This window comes from Streptomyces sp. NBC_01176 (assembly GCF_045039825.1).
Lineage (GTDB): Bacteria > Actinomycetota > Actinomycetes > Streptomycetales > Streptomycetaceae > Streptomyces.
The window spans coordinates 8,935,504-8,953,773 of sequence record NZ_CP108600.1 but is presented as its reverse complement, the minus strand read 5'-3'; the positions used below and the strand labels follow the sequence as shown (position 1 = coordinate 8,953,773).

13 protein-coding genes and 2 pseudogenes are annotated in these 18,270 nt (G+C 71.6%); 8 read left to right on the top strand and 7 right to left on the bottom strand.

Going from position 1 to position 18,270, the window contains the following annotated elements; all coding sequences use genetic code 11:
* Positions 1–21 precede the first annotated feature (21 nt).
* Positions 22–276, bottom strand: a complete 255-nt coding sequence (locus OG199_RS38915) for a hypothetical protein (RefSeq protein WP_405833573.1) — start codon at positions 274–276, stop codon at positions 22–24.
* Between the two features lie 227 nt (positions 277–503).
* Here OG199_RS38915 and OG199_RS38910 point away from each other — a divergent pair, with 227 nt between their 5' ends.
* Complete coding sequence (locus OG199_RS38910; RefSeq protein ID WP_405833572.1) at positions 504–2,672, top strand: hypothetical protein; 2,169 nt, start codon at positions 504–506, stop codon at positions 2,670–2,672.
* A 180-nt stretch (positions 2,673–2,852) separates the two neighbouring features.
* On the opposite strand, the gene OG199_RS38905 is transcribed toward OG199_RS38910, so the two are convergent.
* Positions 2,853–4,307, bottom strand: a complete 1,455-nt coding sequence (locus OG199_RS38905; RefSeq protein WP_356805191.1) for an APC family permease — start codon at positions 4,305–4,307, stop codon at positions 2,853–2,855.
* A gap of 204 nt (positions 4,308–4,511) precedes the next feature.
* On the opposite strand from OG199_RS38905, the gene OG199_RS38900 reads away from it, so the two are divergent.
* Positions 4,512–5,693, top strand: a complete 1,182-nt coding sequence (locus OG199_RS38900; RefSeq protein ID WP_356805198.1) for an ROK family transcriptional regulator — start codon at positions 4,512–4,514, stop codon at positions 5,691–5,693.
* 129 nt (positions 5,694–5,822) lie between these two features.
* A complete protein-coding gene (locus OG199_RS38895; protein ID WP_405833569.1) occupies positions 5,823–8,552 on the top strand; it encodes a glycosyl hydrolase 2 galactose-binding domain-containing protein in 2,730 nt (909 codons plus the stop codon).
* Positions 8,553–8,674: 122 nt separating this feature from the next.
* Here OG199_RS38895 and OG199_RS38890 read toward each other — a convergent pair whose 3' ends face one another.
* Positions 8,675–9,313, bottom strand: coding sequence for a TetR/AcrR family transcriptional regulator (locus OG199_RS38890; RefSeq protein WP_405833567.1), 639 nt, complete (start codon positions 9,311–9,313; stop codon positions 8,675–8,677).
* Between the two features lie 73 nt (positions 9,314–9,386).
* Here OG199_RS38890 and OG199_RS38885 point away from each other — a divergent pair, with 73 nt between their 5' ends.
* Positions 9,387–10,100 (top strand): carboxymuconolactone decarboxylase family protein, encoded by a 714-nt coding sequence (locus tag OG199_RS38885; protein WP_405833566.1) that lies wholly within the window; start codon positions 9,387–9,389, stop codon positions 10,098–10,100.
* A 294-nt stretch (positions 10,101–10,394) separates the two neighbouring features.
* Here OG199_RS38885 and OG199_RS38880 read toward each other — a convergent pair whose 3' ends face one another.
* On the bottom strand, positions 10,395–11,837 hold the full coding sequence (locus OG199_RS38880; protein WP_405833564.1) for a hydrolase: 1,443 nt from the start codon (positions 11,835–11,837) through the stop codon (positions 10,395–10,397).
* Between the two features lie 233 nt (positions 11,838–12,070).
* On the opposite strand from OG199_RS38880, the gene OG199_RS38875 reads away from it, so the two are divergent.
* Complete coding sequence (locus OG199_RS38875) at positions 12,071–12,334, top strand: GlsB/YeaQ/YmgE family stress response membrane protein (RefSeq protein ID WP_266696634.1); 264 nt, start codon at positions 12,071–12,073, stop codon at positions 12,332–12,334.
* A gap of 130 nt (positions 12,335–12,464) precedes the next feature.
* Positions 12,465–13,346 (top strand): GNAT family N-acetyltransferase, encoded by an 882-nt coding sequence (locus OG199_RS38870; RefSeq protein WP_405833562.1) that lies wholly within the window; start codon positions 12,465–12,467, stop codon positions 13,344–13,346.
* A gap of 85 nt (positions 13,347–13,431) precedes the next feature.
* Here the strand turns inward: OG199_RS38870 and OG199_RS38865 are convergent, their stop codons facing one another.
* Positions 13,432–14,343 carry an NAD-dependent epimerase/dehydratase family protein gene (locus OG199_RS38865; protein ID WP_405833560.1) on the bottom strand — a complete coding sequence of 304 codons (912 nt, stop codon included), beginning with the start codon at positions 14,341–14,343 and terminating at the stop codon, positions 13,432–13,434.
* Positions 14,344–14,506: 163 nt separating this feature from the next.
* Positions 14,507–15,280 carry a GNAT family N-acetyltransferase gene (locus OG199_RS38860; protein ID WP_405833558.1) on the bottom strand — a complete coding sequence of 258 codons (774 nt, stop codon included), beginning with the start codon at positions 15,278–15,280 and terminating at the stop codon, positions 14,507–14,509.
* Positions 15,281–15,792: 512 nt separating this feature from the next.
* On the opposite strand from OG199_RS38860, the gene OG199_RS38855 reads away from it, so the two are divergent.
* Entirely contained in the window at positions 15,793–16,542 is a 750-nt protein-coding gene (locus tag OG199_RS38855; protein WP_356808720.1) for an MBL fold metallo-hydrolase, read from the top strand.
* 6 nt (positions 16,543–16,548) lie between these two features.
* Here OG199_RS38855 and OG199_RS38850 read toward each other — a convergent pair.
* Positions 16,549–16,923 (bottom strand): annotated as a pseudogene (locus tag OG199_RS38850) (MerR family transcriptional regulator); the annotation flags it as partial.
* A 159-nt stretch (positions 16,924–17,082) separates the two neighbouring features.
* Between OG199_RS38850 and OG199_RS38845 the strand changes: the two are divergent.
* A pseudogene (locus OG199_RS38845) lies at positions 17,083–18,231 on the top strand (MFS transporter); the annotation flags it as partial.
* Positions 18,232–18,270 lie beyond the last annotated feature (39 nt).

Here is an 18,270-nt window from a genome sequence, read left to right as displayed (position 1 = left end):
CGAGCGCTTCCCGGCGGGCGCTCAGACAGTTCCCCTTCCGTCCCGCTGCCCCACGCCGCCGGCCTGGAGCTGGTGACGCAGGGCCGCCCACCCGGTGGACGGGCTGCCCGCGCGGAGCGACCAGTACGGGTGATGCAGCAGTCGGGCGTGGAGCCGGACCAGGTCGCGTCGCAGCCGCGCGCCCTGCCCGGGGGACGCGTCCGCCAGGGCCCGGTAGGTGCGGGCGTAGGCCAGGTGCAGGTCGATCAGGTCGGGAGGGAAGGAGTCACGCGTCATGCATTCCATTAGATCACTTGTTCGATTTCTTGCGCACGTGACACCCCTACGCCCCAGCCCAGGGACCACGCACGACGACCTGACTCCCGCCCTCCCCTCCCCGCGGCGTCGGACCTCGGCATGGCCAGAGACGCCGGCCCGCACCGGGGGCACAGGGGAGAGTGCTCCCACGCGCGTACGAAAAAACTCCTGTGCGCCGGCTCGCACACCTCTGCGATCATCCCCGAATGGCGCACAGTCTCGAATCGCTGGTCATCCGGCACACCCGCCGCGTTCCGTCCCCCGAGGGCTCCGCCGGTGAAGGAGCCACCGCGGCACGGCAGTTCGACGCGGCGCTGACATCCGTGGGCTACAAGCTCTCGGCGGAGCTGCTGGAGCGGCTGTCGGGGCTGTCCGAAGCCGCGGTCGTGCACACCGCCGAGCGGACGCTGGCCACCGTGAGCGAGATGGTGGGCGACCACGTCCGGCACAACTCGTACTTCATCGACTTTCCGGAGAACGTGCCGGACACCGAAGAGTTCTGGATGCGCTGTGTGACGAAGGCGCTCCGCGACGACACGTCGCGCGAGAACGTGCTGACGCAGCTGACGCACGGCGTGCTCGACCTGCTCAGCCTCCCCGCGTACGGCCGCTACCAGCACACCTACGAGGAGATGCTCGCGGCGCAGGACGAGCTGATCGCCTCGGCGGGCGACCGGGTGACCGTCCTGCACCTCGGACGGGACCTGGACGACGAACTCACGGACCTCTACCTGGCCCTGGCGGGCAGCACGACGCCCCTGGGCGAGGACCACCTGCGCGACCTCGAGACCCTCGCGGGACGGTGCGCACTCGGCCCCCAGCCGGAGTCGATCCCGGTCCGGGAGAACCGGGCGGTCGTCAACGAGGCCCGTCTCGCTGTCGGCGCGGACCTCCTCGTGGACACCGTCACCGATGTGCTGCGGCTGGCCTGCGCACTGTCGGGCGGTGACGTGACGCTGCGGGAGCCGACCCGGTTTCGGGCACTCTCGCGGCCGGCCCGCCGTGCGCTGCTCGCGGGCCTCGACGCCGTGGTCGCGGCGAACCCCGCCAAGCTGGCCGATGTGCACGCGCACCGCGAGCCTTTCAAACGGCTCGGCGAGCGTCTGCACCCGCACGAGTACCCGCGCTGGCCGCACGCCGCCGATGTGTTCGCCGTGGCGCGGGGCGAGAAGGAGGCGCGGTCCTTCGACAGCCGTGTGGAGAAGCTGCTCGACGAGTTCGACGTCCTCGGCGCGGTGCGGCTGCTGAGGTCCGCTCCCGGCAAGCTGTTCCGCGCCTTGGACCTCCTGCTGCGTATCGGCGCCGACCAGGAGGAGCGGGACGCGGTGGTGGCCGCCGCGGTGGAGGCCGCCCCCGCGGTCTCCGGCCGGGTGGTGCTCTCGGTCCGCGAGCACTTCCACAACCGGGAACGGGAGACCGGCGAACCCCGTATCTTCGTCAACCGCCGGGGCCGCGCGTGGACGACCCCCGACCACCGGCCGACCGTCCCGGCCGCCGACCGCGATCGTCTGATCGCCGCGCTCGACGCCGAACTGCGCCGCAGGCTCCCGGCGCCGGGCCGGCTGTTGCTCGACCCCGACGTCCTCGACGTGGCGCTCCCGCTCAGCGGCAGGGCGAGTGCGGCCGGGCTCGGCGTACTGCCGCGGGGTTCGGTCTCGGCGGTCGACGGCGAACAGCTGCGCTTCTTCGTGTACTGGAAGGAGGCCGAGGAACGGACCGACTACGACTTCTCCGCGCTGCTTCTCCACACCGACTACAGCACCGACGCGTGGCTCTCCTACACCTCCCTCAGGGCTGTCGGGGGCGAGCACTCGGGCGATGTCACCGAGGCACCCGACGGGGCCTCGGAATTCATCAGCCTCTCCCTGGACCGGGTACGCAGCGCATTCATCGTTCCGCAGGTGAACATCTACGCCGGCGAGAGCTTCGAAGAGGTCGAGGAGTCGTTCTTCGGCTTCATGCTGCGCGACGGCGAGCAGAAGGGCCGCCCGTTCGAACCGCGCACGGTGCGGATGAAGTCGGAGCTTCGCGGGGTGGGGCGTGTGGCGCTGCCGCTGGTGTTCCGGCGCGAGGACGACGGCCGGTGGCGCGCCAAGTGGCTGCACCTGTATCTGAAGGGCATCTCGTCGGCCAACCGGGTCGAGGAGAACCGGGTGTCGGTGTCCAAGGTGGTGCGCGCCGTCGTGGAGCGCGAGCATCTGACGGTGCGCTACCTGACCGACCTGATGTCCGGCGACGCGACGGCCGTGGATCTGTGGGACGGCGGTGTCCCGGACGAACCCGTGACGTACATCGGTCTCGAACGCCCCGAGGGGCTGCACCCGGACTCCCGGGTCATCACCCTCGAAAACCTGCGCGACTTGATCCCGGGCTGAGTGCTAGCGTTGCCCGCGGCGAGGCCATGAAGGGGCTTCCTTCTCCATTTCCTTTCCTGAAAACGAGTTCCTTCGCTTTCCTCGCCGCCGACTTCGACCGGGAGGCGCCCGCGCGGGCGCCTCCCGGTTTTCGTACGGCGGTGGACGGGCCATGGAACCGCGGCGGACCGGGGCACCGGCTCAGGTGGTGGCCGGCTCCACGTCCGGTGCCGGTCCGGTCAGGTACTCCTCCGAGATCTCCTTCGGCCCGAAGGGCCACACCTTCTCCAGCCGTGCCCAGACCACGAAGGCGACGCAGCCGAGGGCGAGCCACGCCAGGGACCATTCGATGGGGTGGCGGCCCGGGGAGTTCTTGTCCGCGTAGCCGTAGATGGTGAGCCAGCCGATGAGCGCGATGAGACTCGGGAGCGGGTAGAGCCACATCCTGTACGGGCGCCGCAGCGCCGGTTGGCGTCGGCGCAGCACCGAGAGGGCGACGATCTGGGCCAGCGCCTGGACGATCACCATGACCGTGGTGAGGAGCTGGATCAGGGTCGCCAGGTCGGTGTGGCGGCCGATGAGGAAGCCGACGGCGGTGATGACGCCCATGGTCGCCAGGCCCAGCATCGGGAAGCGGTGCCTGGGATGCAGTTTCGCGTACGGGCGGAAGAAGACGCGTTCGCGGGCGGCGTCGTACGGGACGCGCGAGCCGCCCAGCAGCCCGGTGAAGACCGAGGCGAAGGCGGTGATGAGGATGAGGACGGTGACCGTGTCGGCGGCGCCCTTGCCCCAGGTCTCCTCCAGGACGGCCGAGGCCACGGAGGTGGAGGCGATGTCGCCGGGATCGGTCATCCGGTGCCAGTCGACGACGCCGAGTGTGCCGATCTGCAGCAGGAGGTAGATCGCCATGATGCCGAGGATGGAGAAGATGATGGAACGGGGCAGGGTGCGGCCCGGGTCCTTGATCTCGGCGCCCATGTACGCGGTGGTGTTGTAGCCCAGGTAGTCGTAGATGCCGATGGTCAGCCCCGCGGCGAACCCGACCCAGAAGTGACCGCTGGTCAGCTCGAAGGCATGCGCCGGGTAGGTGAAGGCCAGATGGGCGCTGAAGTCGGTGGCCGCGGCGACGATCACCAGGAGCACCGAAGCGATCATGACGGCCCACATGACGGCCGTGATGCGCGCGATGTGCTCGACGCCGCGCCACAGGAGCACGACGACCAGGACGATCACACCGAGGCCGATCAGGTCCCCGGTGGTCCTGCCCATGTCGGGGGCCAGATATCCCAGGTACTGGACGAAACCGACCACGCCGGTGGACATGATCAGCGGGATGAAGAGCATGGCCGTCCAGACGAACAGGAACGGCATCAGGCGTCCGGAGCGGTACTGGAAGGCCTGGCGGAGATACACGTAACTGCCGCCGGAACCGGGCATGGAGGCGCCGAGTTCGGCCCAGATCAGGCCGTCCGCGAGGGCCAGTACCGCGCCCGCGACGAAGCCCATGATCGCCTGGGGGCCGCCGAACGCGGCGACCATCAGCGGGATCGTCACGAACGGACCGATCCCGCACATCTGGCTCATGTTGATGGCGGTGGCCTGGAACAGGCCGACGCGGCGGACGAAACCGCCGGTGGGTGGCGGACTGCCGGACATGGGGCCTCCTGTGATCGGGACGAGGGGAGAGAGGGACGGCGTACGGGAACGGCCCGGATGGCGGCCGACGGATCAGGGGCGGCGGGTGACCGGCCGGCGCTGGGCTCCCCTCGTGGCTCGCCCGGCGGGGCTGACTGGGCGATAAAGTTAAGGAGCCTTACTAGATGCGTCAAGGGGGTGTCATGAATGCGTGAGAATGGAGCGATGCCCGCCCGCGACGCCAACGAGCAGCCCGGACAGCCCTGGAACCGCCGCCGCCTGCGCAGCACCAACGAGCGGCTGCTCCTCGACCGGTTGCGCGCGGACGGTCCCGCGTCACGAGCCCAACTCGCCCGCGAGACGGGGCTGTCGAAGCCGACGGTCTCCAGCGCGCTCGCCGCGCTGGAGGAGGCCGGACTCGTCCACGAGGTCGGCACGCACGCTCCGGAACGCGGCCGGGTGGCGGTCCTCTACGCTCCGGACCCCGCGGCCGGCCACGCGCTCGGCATCGACATCGGCCGCGGCTGGCTGCGGGTGGCGGTCGCGGATCTGGACGGCGCGGTGGTCGCACGCGCCGATGTACGCAACCGGGCACGCAGTTCGGGGGCGATGGCCGACCTGGTGGTCGACACCGCCCGCCAGGTCGTCGCCAACTCCGGCCTCGGCACCGACGAGGTGGCCCACGCGGTGGTGGGCACACCGGGCGTGTACGACGAGAAGCAGCGCCGGGTGCGGTACGCGATGCATCTTCCGGGCTGGGGCCGGGCGGGCCTGTTCGACCGGATGCGCGAAATGCTGGGCATCCCGCTGGAGGTGCACAACGACGCGAATCTCGCGGCGCTCGGCGAGTACACGTACGGCGTCGGCGCGGGCAGCCGGCTCTTCGCGTACATCATGATCGGCACCGGGCTCGGCATGGGTGTGGTCAGCGAGGGGCGGCTGTTCACCGGGGCGCACGGCGGGGCCGGGGAGATCGGGTTCCTGCCGTGGCCTGGGCAGCAGAAGCCGGAGACGCTGGAGGACGCGGTGTCCGGCGTGGCCGTCGTCGAGGCGGCGCGGCACTTCGGCATGACGGGACAACTCACCGCGAAGGCCGTCTTCGACGCGGCGCGCGAGGGCCACCCCGCGGCCGTGCGGGCCGTCCGGCTGGAGGGCGAGCGGATCGCGCACACGGTGGCGGCAGCGGCGGCGGTGCTCGATCCCGATCTCGTGGTGCTGGGCGGTGGGGTGGGCCACAGCATCGACCTGCTGCTGCGGCCCGTGCGCGAGACCCTGCGCACGCTCACACCGCTGCGGCCGAAGATCGTGCCCAGCCGACTGGGCGAGGACGCGGTGCTGCTCGGCGCGGTGGCCACCGCGCTGGGGACGGCCCGGGACGTGGTGTTCGACCGGCGGTCGGCCTCCTGAGGGTGGGCTCGCGGCCACCGGCGATTGACACCACCGACTCGGCGACCTAGCTTGTGGGCCCAGTTAGTAAAGTTTCCTAACTTGCAGTCCCGTAGCGCGGATGATCCCCAACCCCCAGAGGAGACCACCGTGTTGGACCGCTGTGCCGCACGTCGGCGCCTGGCCACCGCCGCCGTCGCCCTGAGCCTTCTGGGCACCCTCTCGACGAGCGCGTGGGCGGGGCCCCGTGACGCCGGACCGGCCGCCACCGCGCCCGCCCGTGCCACGCCGGTGCCGTCCGTGGCGGGCAGCGCCACCGCGCTCTCCGGCTACGCGATCCAGTCGACGGCAAAGGTCGCGGACTCGGCGGCCGCCGTCTCCAGCCCGGGCTATCCGGCGGCCGGATGGTATCCGGCGGGCTCGCGGTCCACGGTCCTCGCGGCGCTGCTCGCGGACGGCGTGTACGCGGATCCGTTCTACTCGACCAACCAACAGCGGATCCCCGAGGCCGACTTCGCCGTGCCCTGGTGGTACCGCTCGGACTTCACGGTCGGCGACACCGCCGAGCGCAGTTATCTGGACTTCAGCGGGGTGGTCTCGGCCGCCGACGTCTACGTGAACGGCGAGCGCGTCGCGGCCGCCACGGAGGTGGCGGGCGCCTACGCCCGCCACGAACTCGACATCACCTCGCTGGTACGGGCGGGCACGAACACGGTCGCGTTCCGCGTCCGGCCCAACCAGCCCGACCAGAACCTCACGATGGGCTGGATCGACTGGATCCAGCCACCGCCCGACGAGAACATGGGCATCGTGCGTGACGTCCTCGTCCGTCGCGGGGGCCCGGTCACGCTCCGTGACGCGCACGTCGTGAGCAGGCTCGCCGTCCCCTCGCTCGCCTCCGCGGACCTGACCGTGAAGGCGCGGGTGCGCAACGACTCGGACACCGCGGTCACCACGACGGTCTCCGGCTCCATCGGCTCGACGGCGACCTTCGGCACCGCCGTCCCGCTGCGCCCGCACGAGACGAAATCGGTGACGTTCACCCCCGCGGACTCCCCCGGGCTGCACCTGGACGCTCCGAAGGTGTGGTGGCCCGCGGGCATGGGCGGACAGCCGCTGTACGGCCTCGGTCTGACCGCCACCGTCGCCGGCACCGTCTCCGACACGGCGCACGAGGACTTCGGTATCCGCGATGCGAAGGCCCCGCTCGACGCCGACGGCGCACGGCAGTACAGCATCAACGGCCGCAAGCTGCTGATCAAGGGCGGCGGTTGGTCCCCGGACGAGTTCCTGCGCTGGGACCGGACGTACGTGGCGGACCGGCTGAAGTACGCGCTCGACCTCGGGCTCAACACCATCCGCCTCGAAGGGCACCTCGAACCCGACGAGTTCTTCGACCTCGCCGACCGGTACGGCATCCTCACGCTGCCCGGGTGGGAGTGCTGCGACAAGTGGGAGGGGAACGTCAACGGCAGTGAGTCCGGCGACCCGTGGACCCCTGCCGACCACCCGGTCGCCAAGGCCTCGATGGCCGCGGAGGCCGCCCGGCTGCGCGACCACCCGAGCGTCGTCTCGTTCCTCATCGGCAGCGACTTCGCACCGGACGCCACGATCGAGAAGGACTACCTCGACGCCTTGAGGGCCGCCGACTGGGCGACCCCCGTGGTCGCGGCCGCCTCCGACAACTCCGCTCCCGTCAGCGGCCGTTCAGGCATGAAGATGACCGGTCCCTACGACTGGGTCCCGCCGGACTACTGGTACGCCAAGCGCGAGGGCGGCGCCACCGGCTTCAACTCCGAGACCAGCGCGGGCCCCGACATCCCCACCCTCGACACCCTGCGCCGCATGATGTCCCCCGCCGAGCTCGACACCCTCTGGAAGAACCCCGGGGCCCCGCAGTACCACCGCTCACCGTCGGCGACCTTCGGCACCCTCGCGATCTACGATGCCGCCCTGGCCGGACGCTACGGCCCGCCGACGGGTCTCGCGGACTACGTGCGCAAGGCCCAGCTCGCCCAGTACGAGAACGTACGTGCCCAGTTCGAGGCCTACGGACGCAACGCCACCGACTCCTCGAAGCCCTCGACCGGCGTCGTCTACTGGATGTTCAACAGTGGATGGACGTCGCTGCACTGGCAGTTGCTGGACCGCTACCTCGACCAGGGCGGTGCCTACTTCGGCGCGAAGAAGGCGAACGAGCCGCTGCACGTCCAGTACTCCTACGACAACCGCTCGGTCGTGGTCGTGAACAACCGGCACACGGCCGCCTCCGGGCTCACCGCCCGGGTCACGCTCTTCGACACCGACGGCACCCAGAGGTACGACCGGACGGCGACCGGGGTGAAGGTCGACGGGGACGGCGCGCACAGCACCGCGCTCACCGTGCCGGCCTCGGTCGGCGGACTGTCGACGACGTACCTCGCACGGCTGGTCCTCACCGACTCCCGGGGCAGGACGGTCAGCCGCAACGTGTACTGGCTCTCGACCCGGGCCGGCACCCTCGACTGGGCCGACACGGACTGGTACCACACGCCGACGACGAGCTACGCCGACCTCAAGGGGCTCGGCTCCATGGCGCGGGTGCCGGTCCCGGCGACGGCTTCGACCACCGCCGGACCCGACGGCACCTCCACGACGACGGTCACGGTCCGCGGCCCCGCGGCCGGGAAGACGCCGTCGCTGTTCACCGACGCGCATCTGGTGGATTCGAGGGGCCGGCCGGTGCTGCCGGTCCAGTGGTCCGACAACGAGGTCAGCCTGTGGCCCGGCGAGTCGGCGACACTGACCGCGACCTACCGGACCGCGGACCTGCACGGTTCCGCCCCCAGGATCCGGATCTCGGGGTGGAACACACCGGAGGCGACCGTTCCGGCGGCGTAGTGACCGCCTCCGGAAACCCTCCCGAGGTTGACGTGAGGTCGGTCGGTGAGCAGGGGTGGATCGCGGGTTCGGTTCGGTGAGGTGGCGGCACCGGGCCGGACCGCCGCACGCCCCCAGCGCCGTCACCCCTCCGCGGGCGGGACGCCGACCAGTTTCGTCAGGAAGCGGTCCACCTGTTCCTCCAGCGGGGGCCAGGGCATCTCGGGCTGGTTGACGCGCAGCGAGACCGCGCCGTGGACGGCCGTGCGCAGATCCAGGGAGACGGTCTCCGCGTCGCCGCGTGGCGCCAGCCCGGCGTCCATGCAGCGGCGGATCGCCGCGGTCGTGCGCCCTGCCATCTCCTCCTTGAAGGACATGTCCGTGCGCCGGTTGAGCGTGCTCTCGTGCAGCACCTTGTACAGCCCCGGGTGCTCTCGGGACCACGCGCCGAGCAGCGCCGTGCGGGCGCGCAACGCGGCCACCGGGTCGGCGGCGCCCGACTCCGCGTCGTCCACCGCGCGCAGCAGGCCCGCATGGCAGTGCTCCAGCGCGGCCAGCACCAGCGCGTCGCGGTCGGCGAAGTGGATGTAGACGGAGGTCGCGGCGATGCCCACCTCGCGGGCGACCGCGCGCAGCGACAGCGCCTGGTCGTCGCCGAGTTCGTCCAGCAGTCGCAGCGCCGCGTCGACGATCTCGGCGCGCAGCCGCTCGCCCTGGCCACGCGGATTGCGGCCACGCCGCGCGGGGCGGGCGGTCTCTCGGGCCGGGGTGGTGGCATCCATGATCCGGCATTGTAGGGGACGGACTGTAGGGCTACAGTCGTAGCCCTACAGCCGTTCACTCAAGGGGAGTCACATGATGCTGCCGACCCGGACCACGGTCGAGGAACTGGACCCGGTGTTCGCCGAAATGGCCTCGGCCACCTTCCGACTCGCCGGGGCGGGGCCGGAGCTGACGCCACGTGAGCGGGCCCTGCTCGGCCTCGTCGCCGACGTCTGCGAACAGGTCCTCGGGATGCCGTACGAACTGCACGTGCGGGCCGCCCTGGACAACGGCCTCGACGCCGACGACCTGCGCGAGCTGCTCCGTTTCATCTCCTACGACAGCGGCTACCCCGCGGCACTGGCCGCTCTGGAGCGGCTGGCCGAGATCGAGCGCGAGCACGGCCTGCCCGGGCCGACCGGCCAGGGCCACCGGGTGAACGCGGACGGCACCGGTAGCCCCCTCCCCGCGACGATGCGCGCCGAGGTGCGCGCCCTCGATCCGGGCTTCGCCGACTACATGGACCTTCAGTCGCGGATGCGCGCCGACATGTCCCGGATCAGTGTCCGTGAGCGGGCGTTCGCCACGATGACGGTGGACGTCCTCTTCCAGACCCTCGAGGAGAGCTTCCGCGCCCACGTCGGCCGCGCGCTGGGCGCGGGGGCGACGCCCGACGAGATCCGCGCCACCGTCCGGGCCACCGCGCCGTTCGGGATGACCCGGACCTGGCGCGCCTTGAACGTCCTCGACGCGCTGCTGAACGAGCGGAAGGAACGGGAGGGAAAGGAGACGCCCGAGTCCGCCTGACCGCCCGCCGCCTGCACCCTGCACCCCCCCCCGGCGCGGGCCGCGTGGCCGCGCCCGGGGGGTGCAGGCCGCGGTGGAGGTTCAGGGCGGTTCAGGGGGCTTGGGGCGGGTCGGCGAGGTCACCGCGGCGCGGCAGGCTGTGCAACCGTCGGTGACGGGTCGCGCATCCGAATGGAGCCCCCGTCGGACAGGGATGTCCGATCACCTGACGGCCCGACCCGGCGGACACGCCCTGGAACCTGCGAAGGGGCGGTCCCGTACCCGGGGCCGCCCCTTCGCTCGCCCGGCTCGTGGTCAGCTCACGTTGAGCGCCGTGTCGTCGAGGACGAACGACGTCTGCAGCATGGAGCCCTCGGTGCCGGTGAACTTGACCGTGACCGTCTGCCCCGCGTAGGCGGACAGGTTGAAACTGCGCAGCGTGTACCCGGACGCGGCGTTCAGGTTCGAGTACGTGGCGAGCGTCGACAGGACCGTGCCACCGCTGTTCAGGACCTGGGCCTTGAGGGTGTCGTACACGGTGGTGGTGGTCGTCTCGGCCGTGTCCACATGGAGAAAGAAGTTCAGCGTGGCCGCGCAGCCGGACGGAACGGTGACCGTCTGGGCGAGCGTGTCGGTGCGGGCCGTGCCGTAGCCGTCCATCCAGGCCTTGTACAAGCCGGTGCGGGCGGCCTCGCTGCTGCTGTTGGTGATCACACCGCTGGTGGCGGTCCAGGAGCTGTTGCCGGACTCGAAGCCCGGGTTGGCGAGCAGTTGGGCGGCGGTGCAGGTGCCGCCGCCACCTCCTCCGCCTCCGCCGCTGCCACCTGCGCCCGCGAGCCACTCGGTGGCGTTCAGGGCGAGGGCGGCGTTCGTGGCACCGGTGTCGTTCCATCCGTCGTACAGCGTGTTGCCGGACTGGCCGGTGCCGTCGTCGATCGGCGAACTGTCGCCCCAGAAGGCGACCTTGCCGCTACCGAAGGTACTGGTCGCGAAGAACGCGCCGGTGTTGCCGGAGTAACCGCTGCGGTAGACCAGTCCCTTGACGGCGGAGTTGTCGGACGGCTTGAGGGTGGCCGTGGTGCCGTCGGCGATCAGGCTCTTCGTGACGGTGCCGAACGAACCGTGCAGGACCGGGTTGGTGCTGTCGCTGACGGCCGCCGGGTATCCGGAGCCGACGTCGAGCGTGTCGATCGAGAAGCCGAACGGGTCCGTGGAGTCGACGCTGTTGTTGGTCATCAGGTCGTTGAAGATCTCGACCGCGTCGTAGCCGTCGTTGTTGCGGTCGGCGCCGGTGTGATCGGAGACCATGAAGAGGCCGCCGCCGTTCTTCACGAACGTCATGATCGCGGTCTTCTCGGCGGTGGTGAAGAGCGTGTTGGGCTCCGGAAGCACCAGTTCGTCGAAGTTCGACAGGTCGTTGGCGGCCGAACCGCCGTAGGTGAGGCTGGAGCCCGAGGGCAGTGTCCTGAGGCTGTAGTCGCCGGTCTTCTGGAGGGCGACACCCCAGGAGGAGAGGGCCCCGGTCCAGTCCGTCTCGGACGACGGAGAGGAGTCCTGGCCCAACGGGTCGGGCTGGCTGGTGGAGATGACCCAGTCGGCGTTGCCCGCCGTCTCGGCATGGCCGTTGTCGAACAGGACGCGGTGCTGGGTCGCCGCGGCGGCCGGCGCGGACGCCTGGACGGCCGCACCCGTGACGACCAGTCCGAACACGGCCAGAGCCGAGGCGAGTCTGTGGCGGGACTTTCTGAATCCAAGCATCCGGCGAACCTCCATGGGGGTGGGGAGAGGCGGAGCAGGCGCTCAAGTCTCCGCGCGTAGAACGATGATCAGCCGTCTTCCGCGCGACAAGTTATTGAACGGTACATGGCAATGCCGCGACTGGACAGGCGCCCGTCGGGCCCGATCGAGGACGCCCGAAAAGTCGAACGGACTGTCTCCGCCCGCAGCGGGAACACCCCTAGATGCACGGGTCCAGACTTGAAGGGGCGGACATGGAGATCTCAGGCATCATCAGTGCCATCGTCATCGGCATCATCATCGGCATACTGGGTCGGCTCGTCGTGCCGGGACGCCAGCACATCGGCATCCTGTGGACGATCGTCGTCGGCATCGTCGCCGCGTTCATCGGCGCGGGGATCGCCTCCGCGTTCGGCGTGGCCGACACCAAGGGCCCGGACTGGATCGAGTGGTTCATACAGATCGCCGTCGCGGCGGTGGGCGTCGCGGCGCTCGACCGGGTGAAGGTACGCCGCTGACGCGCGGGGCGGCCACCCACCCGCGCACTGCCCCGGTTCCGTAGGCCGATCAATTCCCTTGCGGGGCCGGGAGCGTGGCACATAGGTTCTGCGGGCTCCCCTCCCGTACCGCGGACGCCACGGAGAGACCTTGTCCCTGCTCATCACGGCGCTGTCCGACCCCGAGCCCACACCGTCGAGTCGACGCCTGGCCTGGCTGGCCGCCGACTCGACGGGCGTGCCCGTGGGCTCCGCGTTTCTGCGGCTGTTCACCAAGGAGGGACAGGAGCACCTCGCCGAGCTGGAGGTGGCGGTCCATCCTGCCGAACGGCGTCGGGGGGCGGGCGACCGCCTCCTGGACGCGGCCGTCTCGGTGGCGCGTGCCGAGGGGCGGCGCTCGCTCGTCGCACAGGCCGCGTACGGCTCACCCGGCGACCTGTTCCTGGCGGCCCGCGGCTTCCGCCGGGTGCTGGCACTGACGTACGCACGGCTGCCGCTCGTCGGCCCGGACCTCGTACGGATCGACGGAATCGCTGAACGGCCGCACCCGGGTTACGCGTTGACGCGCTGGGACGGCACCGTACCGCCCCACCTGGCGCGGACCTACGCCGACTCGCGGCGGGCCATGGACGACATGCCGATGGAGGAGACGGACTACGGGAACGTCGTCTGGGACGTGGCGAGGGTCGTCGCTGCCGCCGAAGCCGTCGCGAAGCGGGGGGAGTTGCTCCACACGGTCGCCGCGGTGGACCGCGCGGACGGCTCGATCGTCGGCTTCAGCGAGCTCGTCGTGCCCGGCGACGGCCGGGGTGACGCCCAGCACTATGGCACCGGGGTGGTGCCCGAGCACCGGGGCCACGGGCTGGGACTCTGGATGAAGGCCGAGTCGATCCGCACCGCTCGCCGGAGGCACCCAGGGCTCGAAGGCCTGCTCACCGACACCGCCGACAGCAACGCGCCGATGCGCCGCATCAACGACGCGCTCGGCTATCTGCCGACGCACCGGGCGGTGGAGTACCAGCTCGATCTGTGACGGCGGGTGTGGCCGGATACACGTGCCGGTACGGCGGGGTACGGCGGGGTACGGCCGGATTCGGCTGGGTATGGGGTGCGGTCCCTCAGCCGGTCGTTCCGAGCGCCGCGAGCCCGTCGTGGGTGGACGGGTACGCCGGGGTCCAGCCGAGTTCACGCTCCGCCTTCGCCGAGGACACCCGCATCGTCGTCGCCATCACGACGTGCGCGTACGCCATGGGGCTCATGGTCCACAGCGGTACGGTCACCGGCTTCGGCAGCCCGAACCGCTCGGCCACGGCCCGGACATGGGCGCCGAAGCCCATCGGGGTGCTGTCGGCGATGTTGTACGCCTGCCCTGGGCGTCCGCGCTCGACGGCGGCGACCACGGCGGCCGCCGCGTCGACGAGGTTGGTCCAGGGCAGCACCCGGCCGTGGTCGGCGGCGACGGGGAGCTGCCGCCTGCGCAGCATGGGCAGGAGCGCGTCGGTGCCGCCGGGGCCGTAGAAGAGGCCGAAGCGCAGCGCGATGCCGTCCAGTCCCGCCGCGTCGAAGGTGAGCCGTTCCTTCGTGCGCATGGCCGCGATGTGCCGTTCTAGCCGTGGTGTGGTGCCCCGCGGTCCGAAGGGGTCGTCCTCGGTCAGGAGATGGTCGCCGTGGTCCCCGTAGCCGTATCCGAAGACCATCGACTCGGCGATGAAGCGGCGGGCGCCGGTGGCCTGGGCGGCCTCGATCAGGTGGGCGGTGCCCTCGGTGCGCAGCGCGTCGGTCGCGTACATGTCCCGGTGGCGCAGGGGTGCCCTGCGCAGGGCCGTGGCCGCGTGCACGACGGAGTCGAAGTGCCGGCCGTCCACGGCGCGCAGCAACGCGTCGCGGTCCATCAGATCCGCCCGGACACCGCCCGCCGCGCTCCGGCCGAGGCCGGTGACCTGGTGGCCCGCCGCGGTCAGGGCCCGGGTGAGGTGCCGGCCGAGGACGCCGCTCGCGCCTGCCAGGAGGATGCTCTGTCGTGTCGTCATACCCGTGCGACGAAACGAACGCGCCGGGACGTGACATCGCCTCCCGGCGCGAACCGCGACACGTGCGGGCGGACCGCGACACGTGCGGGCCACCGCGGCGCGTACGGACGGACGCAGCACGTGCGGGCCCCGTATGAAAGCTCCGCCGGCCGGACCGGCGGCGCTACTCGTAGACGTACGGCGTGGTCGTGGTCAGTGGCTGGAAGCCCAGGCGGGCGAGGACGGGGCGGCTCTGGGTGGAGGCGTCGACCTGGACGTAGCGGTAGCCGCGGTCGGCGGCCACCCGGGCACGGTGGGCGACGAGGGCGCGGTAGATGCCCCGGCCGCGCCAGGACTCGACGGTGCCGCCGCCCCACAGCCCGGCGAACCGGGCACCGGGCACCATTTCCATGCGGGCCGCGCTGACCGGCTCGTCGCCGGCGAGGGCGACGACCGCCACGACGTTGTCCTCGTCACCCGTGAGTTGGGCCAGCAGTTGGTGGCGCATACGGGTGCTGTCGGTGCCGAAGGCCTGTTCGTGGACGTCCGCGACGAGGTCCACGCCCGCGCGGTCGGTGACGGGCAGGAGCCTTACGCCCTCGGGCGGTTGGGCGTCGAGCGCCAGATCGCCCAGCTCGGCGATCATCAGCGTCTCCTCGGGCTGCGCGACGAACCCCGCGTCCCGCAGGCGCTGTCCGAGGTTCTCCGGCTTGTCGTGGCCGTACAGCTTCCACTCGAACTCCCGGCCGAGCTTGCCGAAGTACCGCACCTGGCCGGCGATGGCCGCGTCGGCGCCCGGGCCGTCCAGATCCGACCAGATCACCCCGTTCCAGCCGTGCTCCGCACCGACCTGGCGCACCACCTTGTCGACGCGCTCGACCCGGGCCCCCGGGCCGTCGGGCCGCGCGTCCTCCCGCATGTCCCGGTCGAACAGGGCCAGTACCGCAACGTGATCCATGGGCTCACTCCAGCACCCTGCGGCGCATACGGCAATGGCATTCCTCGGAGGGTGCCGGTCGTCCGCCCCCGCCCGGAGGCATCACCCCACGTCAAAGCTGGTGCGGCGACGCCCGCTTGGGAGGCCGCCGGTGGTCGGATCCACCGCGGCACGACCGGAGGTCGATCGGACAGGTCCGCGCGCCTCCCGGAGCCGGCGCCGATGATCGCCGTGCCCATGGCCCCCGGCTCGTCGCACACGGTCACGGTGTCGTTGCCGTGCGCGATCTCGGACACCACGCGGGCCAGGGCGTCGAGCCGTTCGCCGGAGAGGCGAGGCCGCAGACGGTCCGGCAGGGGCCCGCCGACCCCGTGGGCGAACCGGCGGCGCCCGCGTGTGACGTACGACGGCCGAGGACACCGAGGACACCGAGGGCGCCGGTCGCACTCCGGCGCACGCGCGATACCTTCGCCCTGACACGGTCCCGTCCGGCGCAGCCCGGCCGGGACAGGATCTCAAGCATCGGGATGGTCATGCGCGAGGACGCGATCGTCGAGGTGGCGGCCGGAGTTCACCTGGTTCACGGCAGCAACACCAACTGGGTGATCCTGAGCGAGGGGGACGCCGTCACCCTGATCGACACGGGGTACCCCGGCGACCGTCCGGACGTCCTCGCCTCCCTGGACGCGCTCGGCCACTCCCCCAAGGCGATCGGCGCCGTCCTCATCACGCACGCGCACAACGACCACCTCGGATCGGCCGAGTACCTGAGCAGTGCCTTCGGGGTCCCGGTCCATCTGCACGAGGAGGAACTTCCGCACGCGCGGCGTGAGTTCATCCAGCAGGTCAGCGTGGGGTCGGTGATGCGCCAGGCCTGGCGCCCCGGCGTACTGCCGTGGGCCGTGCACGCCATCCGGTCCGGGGGAACGGCGGACGTCCGGATGACCCGGCCCGAGTCGTTCCCCGCTGAGGGGCCGCTGGACCTGCCCGGCCGCCCGGTACCGGTGCACACGCCCGGGCACACCGCCGGGCACTGCGTCTACCACCTGCCGGACGCCGGTGTCGTGATCTCCGGCGACGCGCTGGTCAGCGGTCATCCCACCTCGCGGACACGCGGCCCGCAGCTGCTGCCGAACATGTTCCACGCCGAGCGTGCGATGGCCATCGCGTCACTCGCCCGCATCGAGACCCTCGCGGCGGACGTCCTGCTGCCCGGCCACGGTCCCGTCCACCACGGCTCCGTGGGCGACGCGGCGCGGCGCGCGCTGGAGCTCGCCAACTGACGCCGGTGGTGCCACCGCCTCCGGCTGCACGGCCGCGAGATAGGCCCGCAGCGCGTCCCGGTTGCGGGCCAGGCAGTCGATACGGCTCTGGATGCGGTCGATCTCGCCGCGCAGGAGCGCGGCGGTCTCCGGCGTGAGGCACTCGGGGTGGAGGTGGATCTCGCCGGGGTCGGACAGGAAGGGCAGAAGGGCGCGGATGATCTCGGTGGTGAGCCCGGAGTCGAGCAGCCCGCGGATCTGCCGGACGCAGGGGACGGCCGCCTCGCCGTACGCGCGATAGCCGTTGGCGGCCCGCTCGGGACGCAACAGCCCCTGCTCCTCGTAGTAGCGCAGCATCCGGGTGGGGACCCCGGTACGGCGCGACAGCTCACCGATCCGCACGATTTCCGCTCCCTGACCGGCGTACCCGCCTTCGACCGGCGCTCTCTCCCGTGGCCTTCGTCCGGCACACCTGCCCCGGCCGACGGACCCGCCCCGGGCCGACTCGTACGCCTTCCCGCCCTTGCCTTCACACTGATGTGAGGGTTTCAGCATGGTCGCATGTCCCTCGCACCGCCCGCCAAGGGCACCGTCACGCCTGCCTCGAAACTGCCCCTCCGCGCGCTGCTCGCCCTGTCCACGGCCGCCTTCACCGCCGTCGTGACCGAGCTGCTGCCCGCGGGCCTGCTGCCGCGGATGGCCCCGGACCTGGGCGTCCAGGAGAGCCGCGTCGGCTTCCTGGTGACCGGTTACGCACTCGCCTCCTTCCTCGCCGCGGTGCCCCTGACGGCGGCGCTGCGGGGTCTGCCGCGCCGCCGGGTGCTGACCGCCACCCTGGTGGGCTTCGCCTTCTGCAACGCCGTCACGGCGCTGTCGCCCTGGTACGGACTCACCTTCGCGGCCCGGCTCGGAGCCGGGGTGATGGGCGGCACGATGTGGGCGATGCTCGCCGGCTACGCCGCCCGCCTGGTGCCCGCCGGGCGGCGCGGCCGGGCCCTCGCGATCGTCCTCGGCGGGATCACGCTCGCCCTGTCCCTGGGCGTACCCGCCGGCACCGCGCTCGCGGACGCGCTCGGCTGGCGCGCCGCCTTCGGCACACTGTCCGCGCTCGCCGCGCTGCTCGTGCTCTGCGTGCGGTGGCAGGTCCCCGCGCTTCCGGGCGAGAGACCGACCGCGCGCACGCCGCTCCCCCGCGTCGCCGCCCAGCCCGGGATGGCGGCCGTCCTGGCGGTCACCCTGTTGCTGCTCCTGGGGCATCAGGTGATGTACACGTACATCGCCCCCTTCGCGGACCACATGGGGTTCGGCCACACGGGACTCATCCTGCTGGTGTTCGGGGTATCCACCATGGTCGGGATCTGGCTCGTCGGCGTCCTGGGCGACACGCAGCTGCGCCGGACCCTGCTCGCGGCGCTGGCCCTGATCGCCTGCGCCATGCTCGCGCCGGCGCTGCGCGCGGGCAGCCCCGCCGTCCTCCTCGTCTCGGTCGCCTTGTGGGGCGCCGCGTTCGGAGGGGCGCCCACCCTGATCCAGACCGCGCTGGTCGACATCTCCGGCCCGGCCCGCGCGGACCTGGCCACCTCCCTGCAGACCACCGTGTACAACGCGGGCATCGCGGCCGGTTCCCTCGTCGGAGGGCTCGTCCTGGAGGGTGCGGGCGCGGCTGCCCTGCCCTGGACCTCGCTCCCGCTGATCGTGGCCGCGCTGGGGGTCGTGGCGGCGGGGCACCGGAGTTCGTTCCCACCGCGC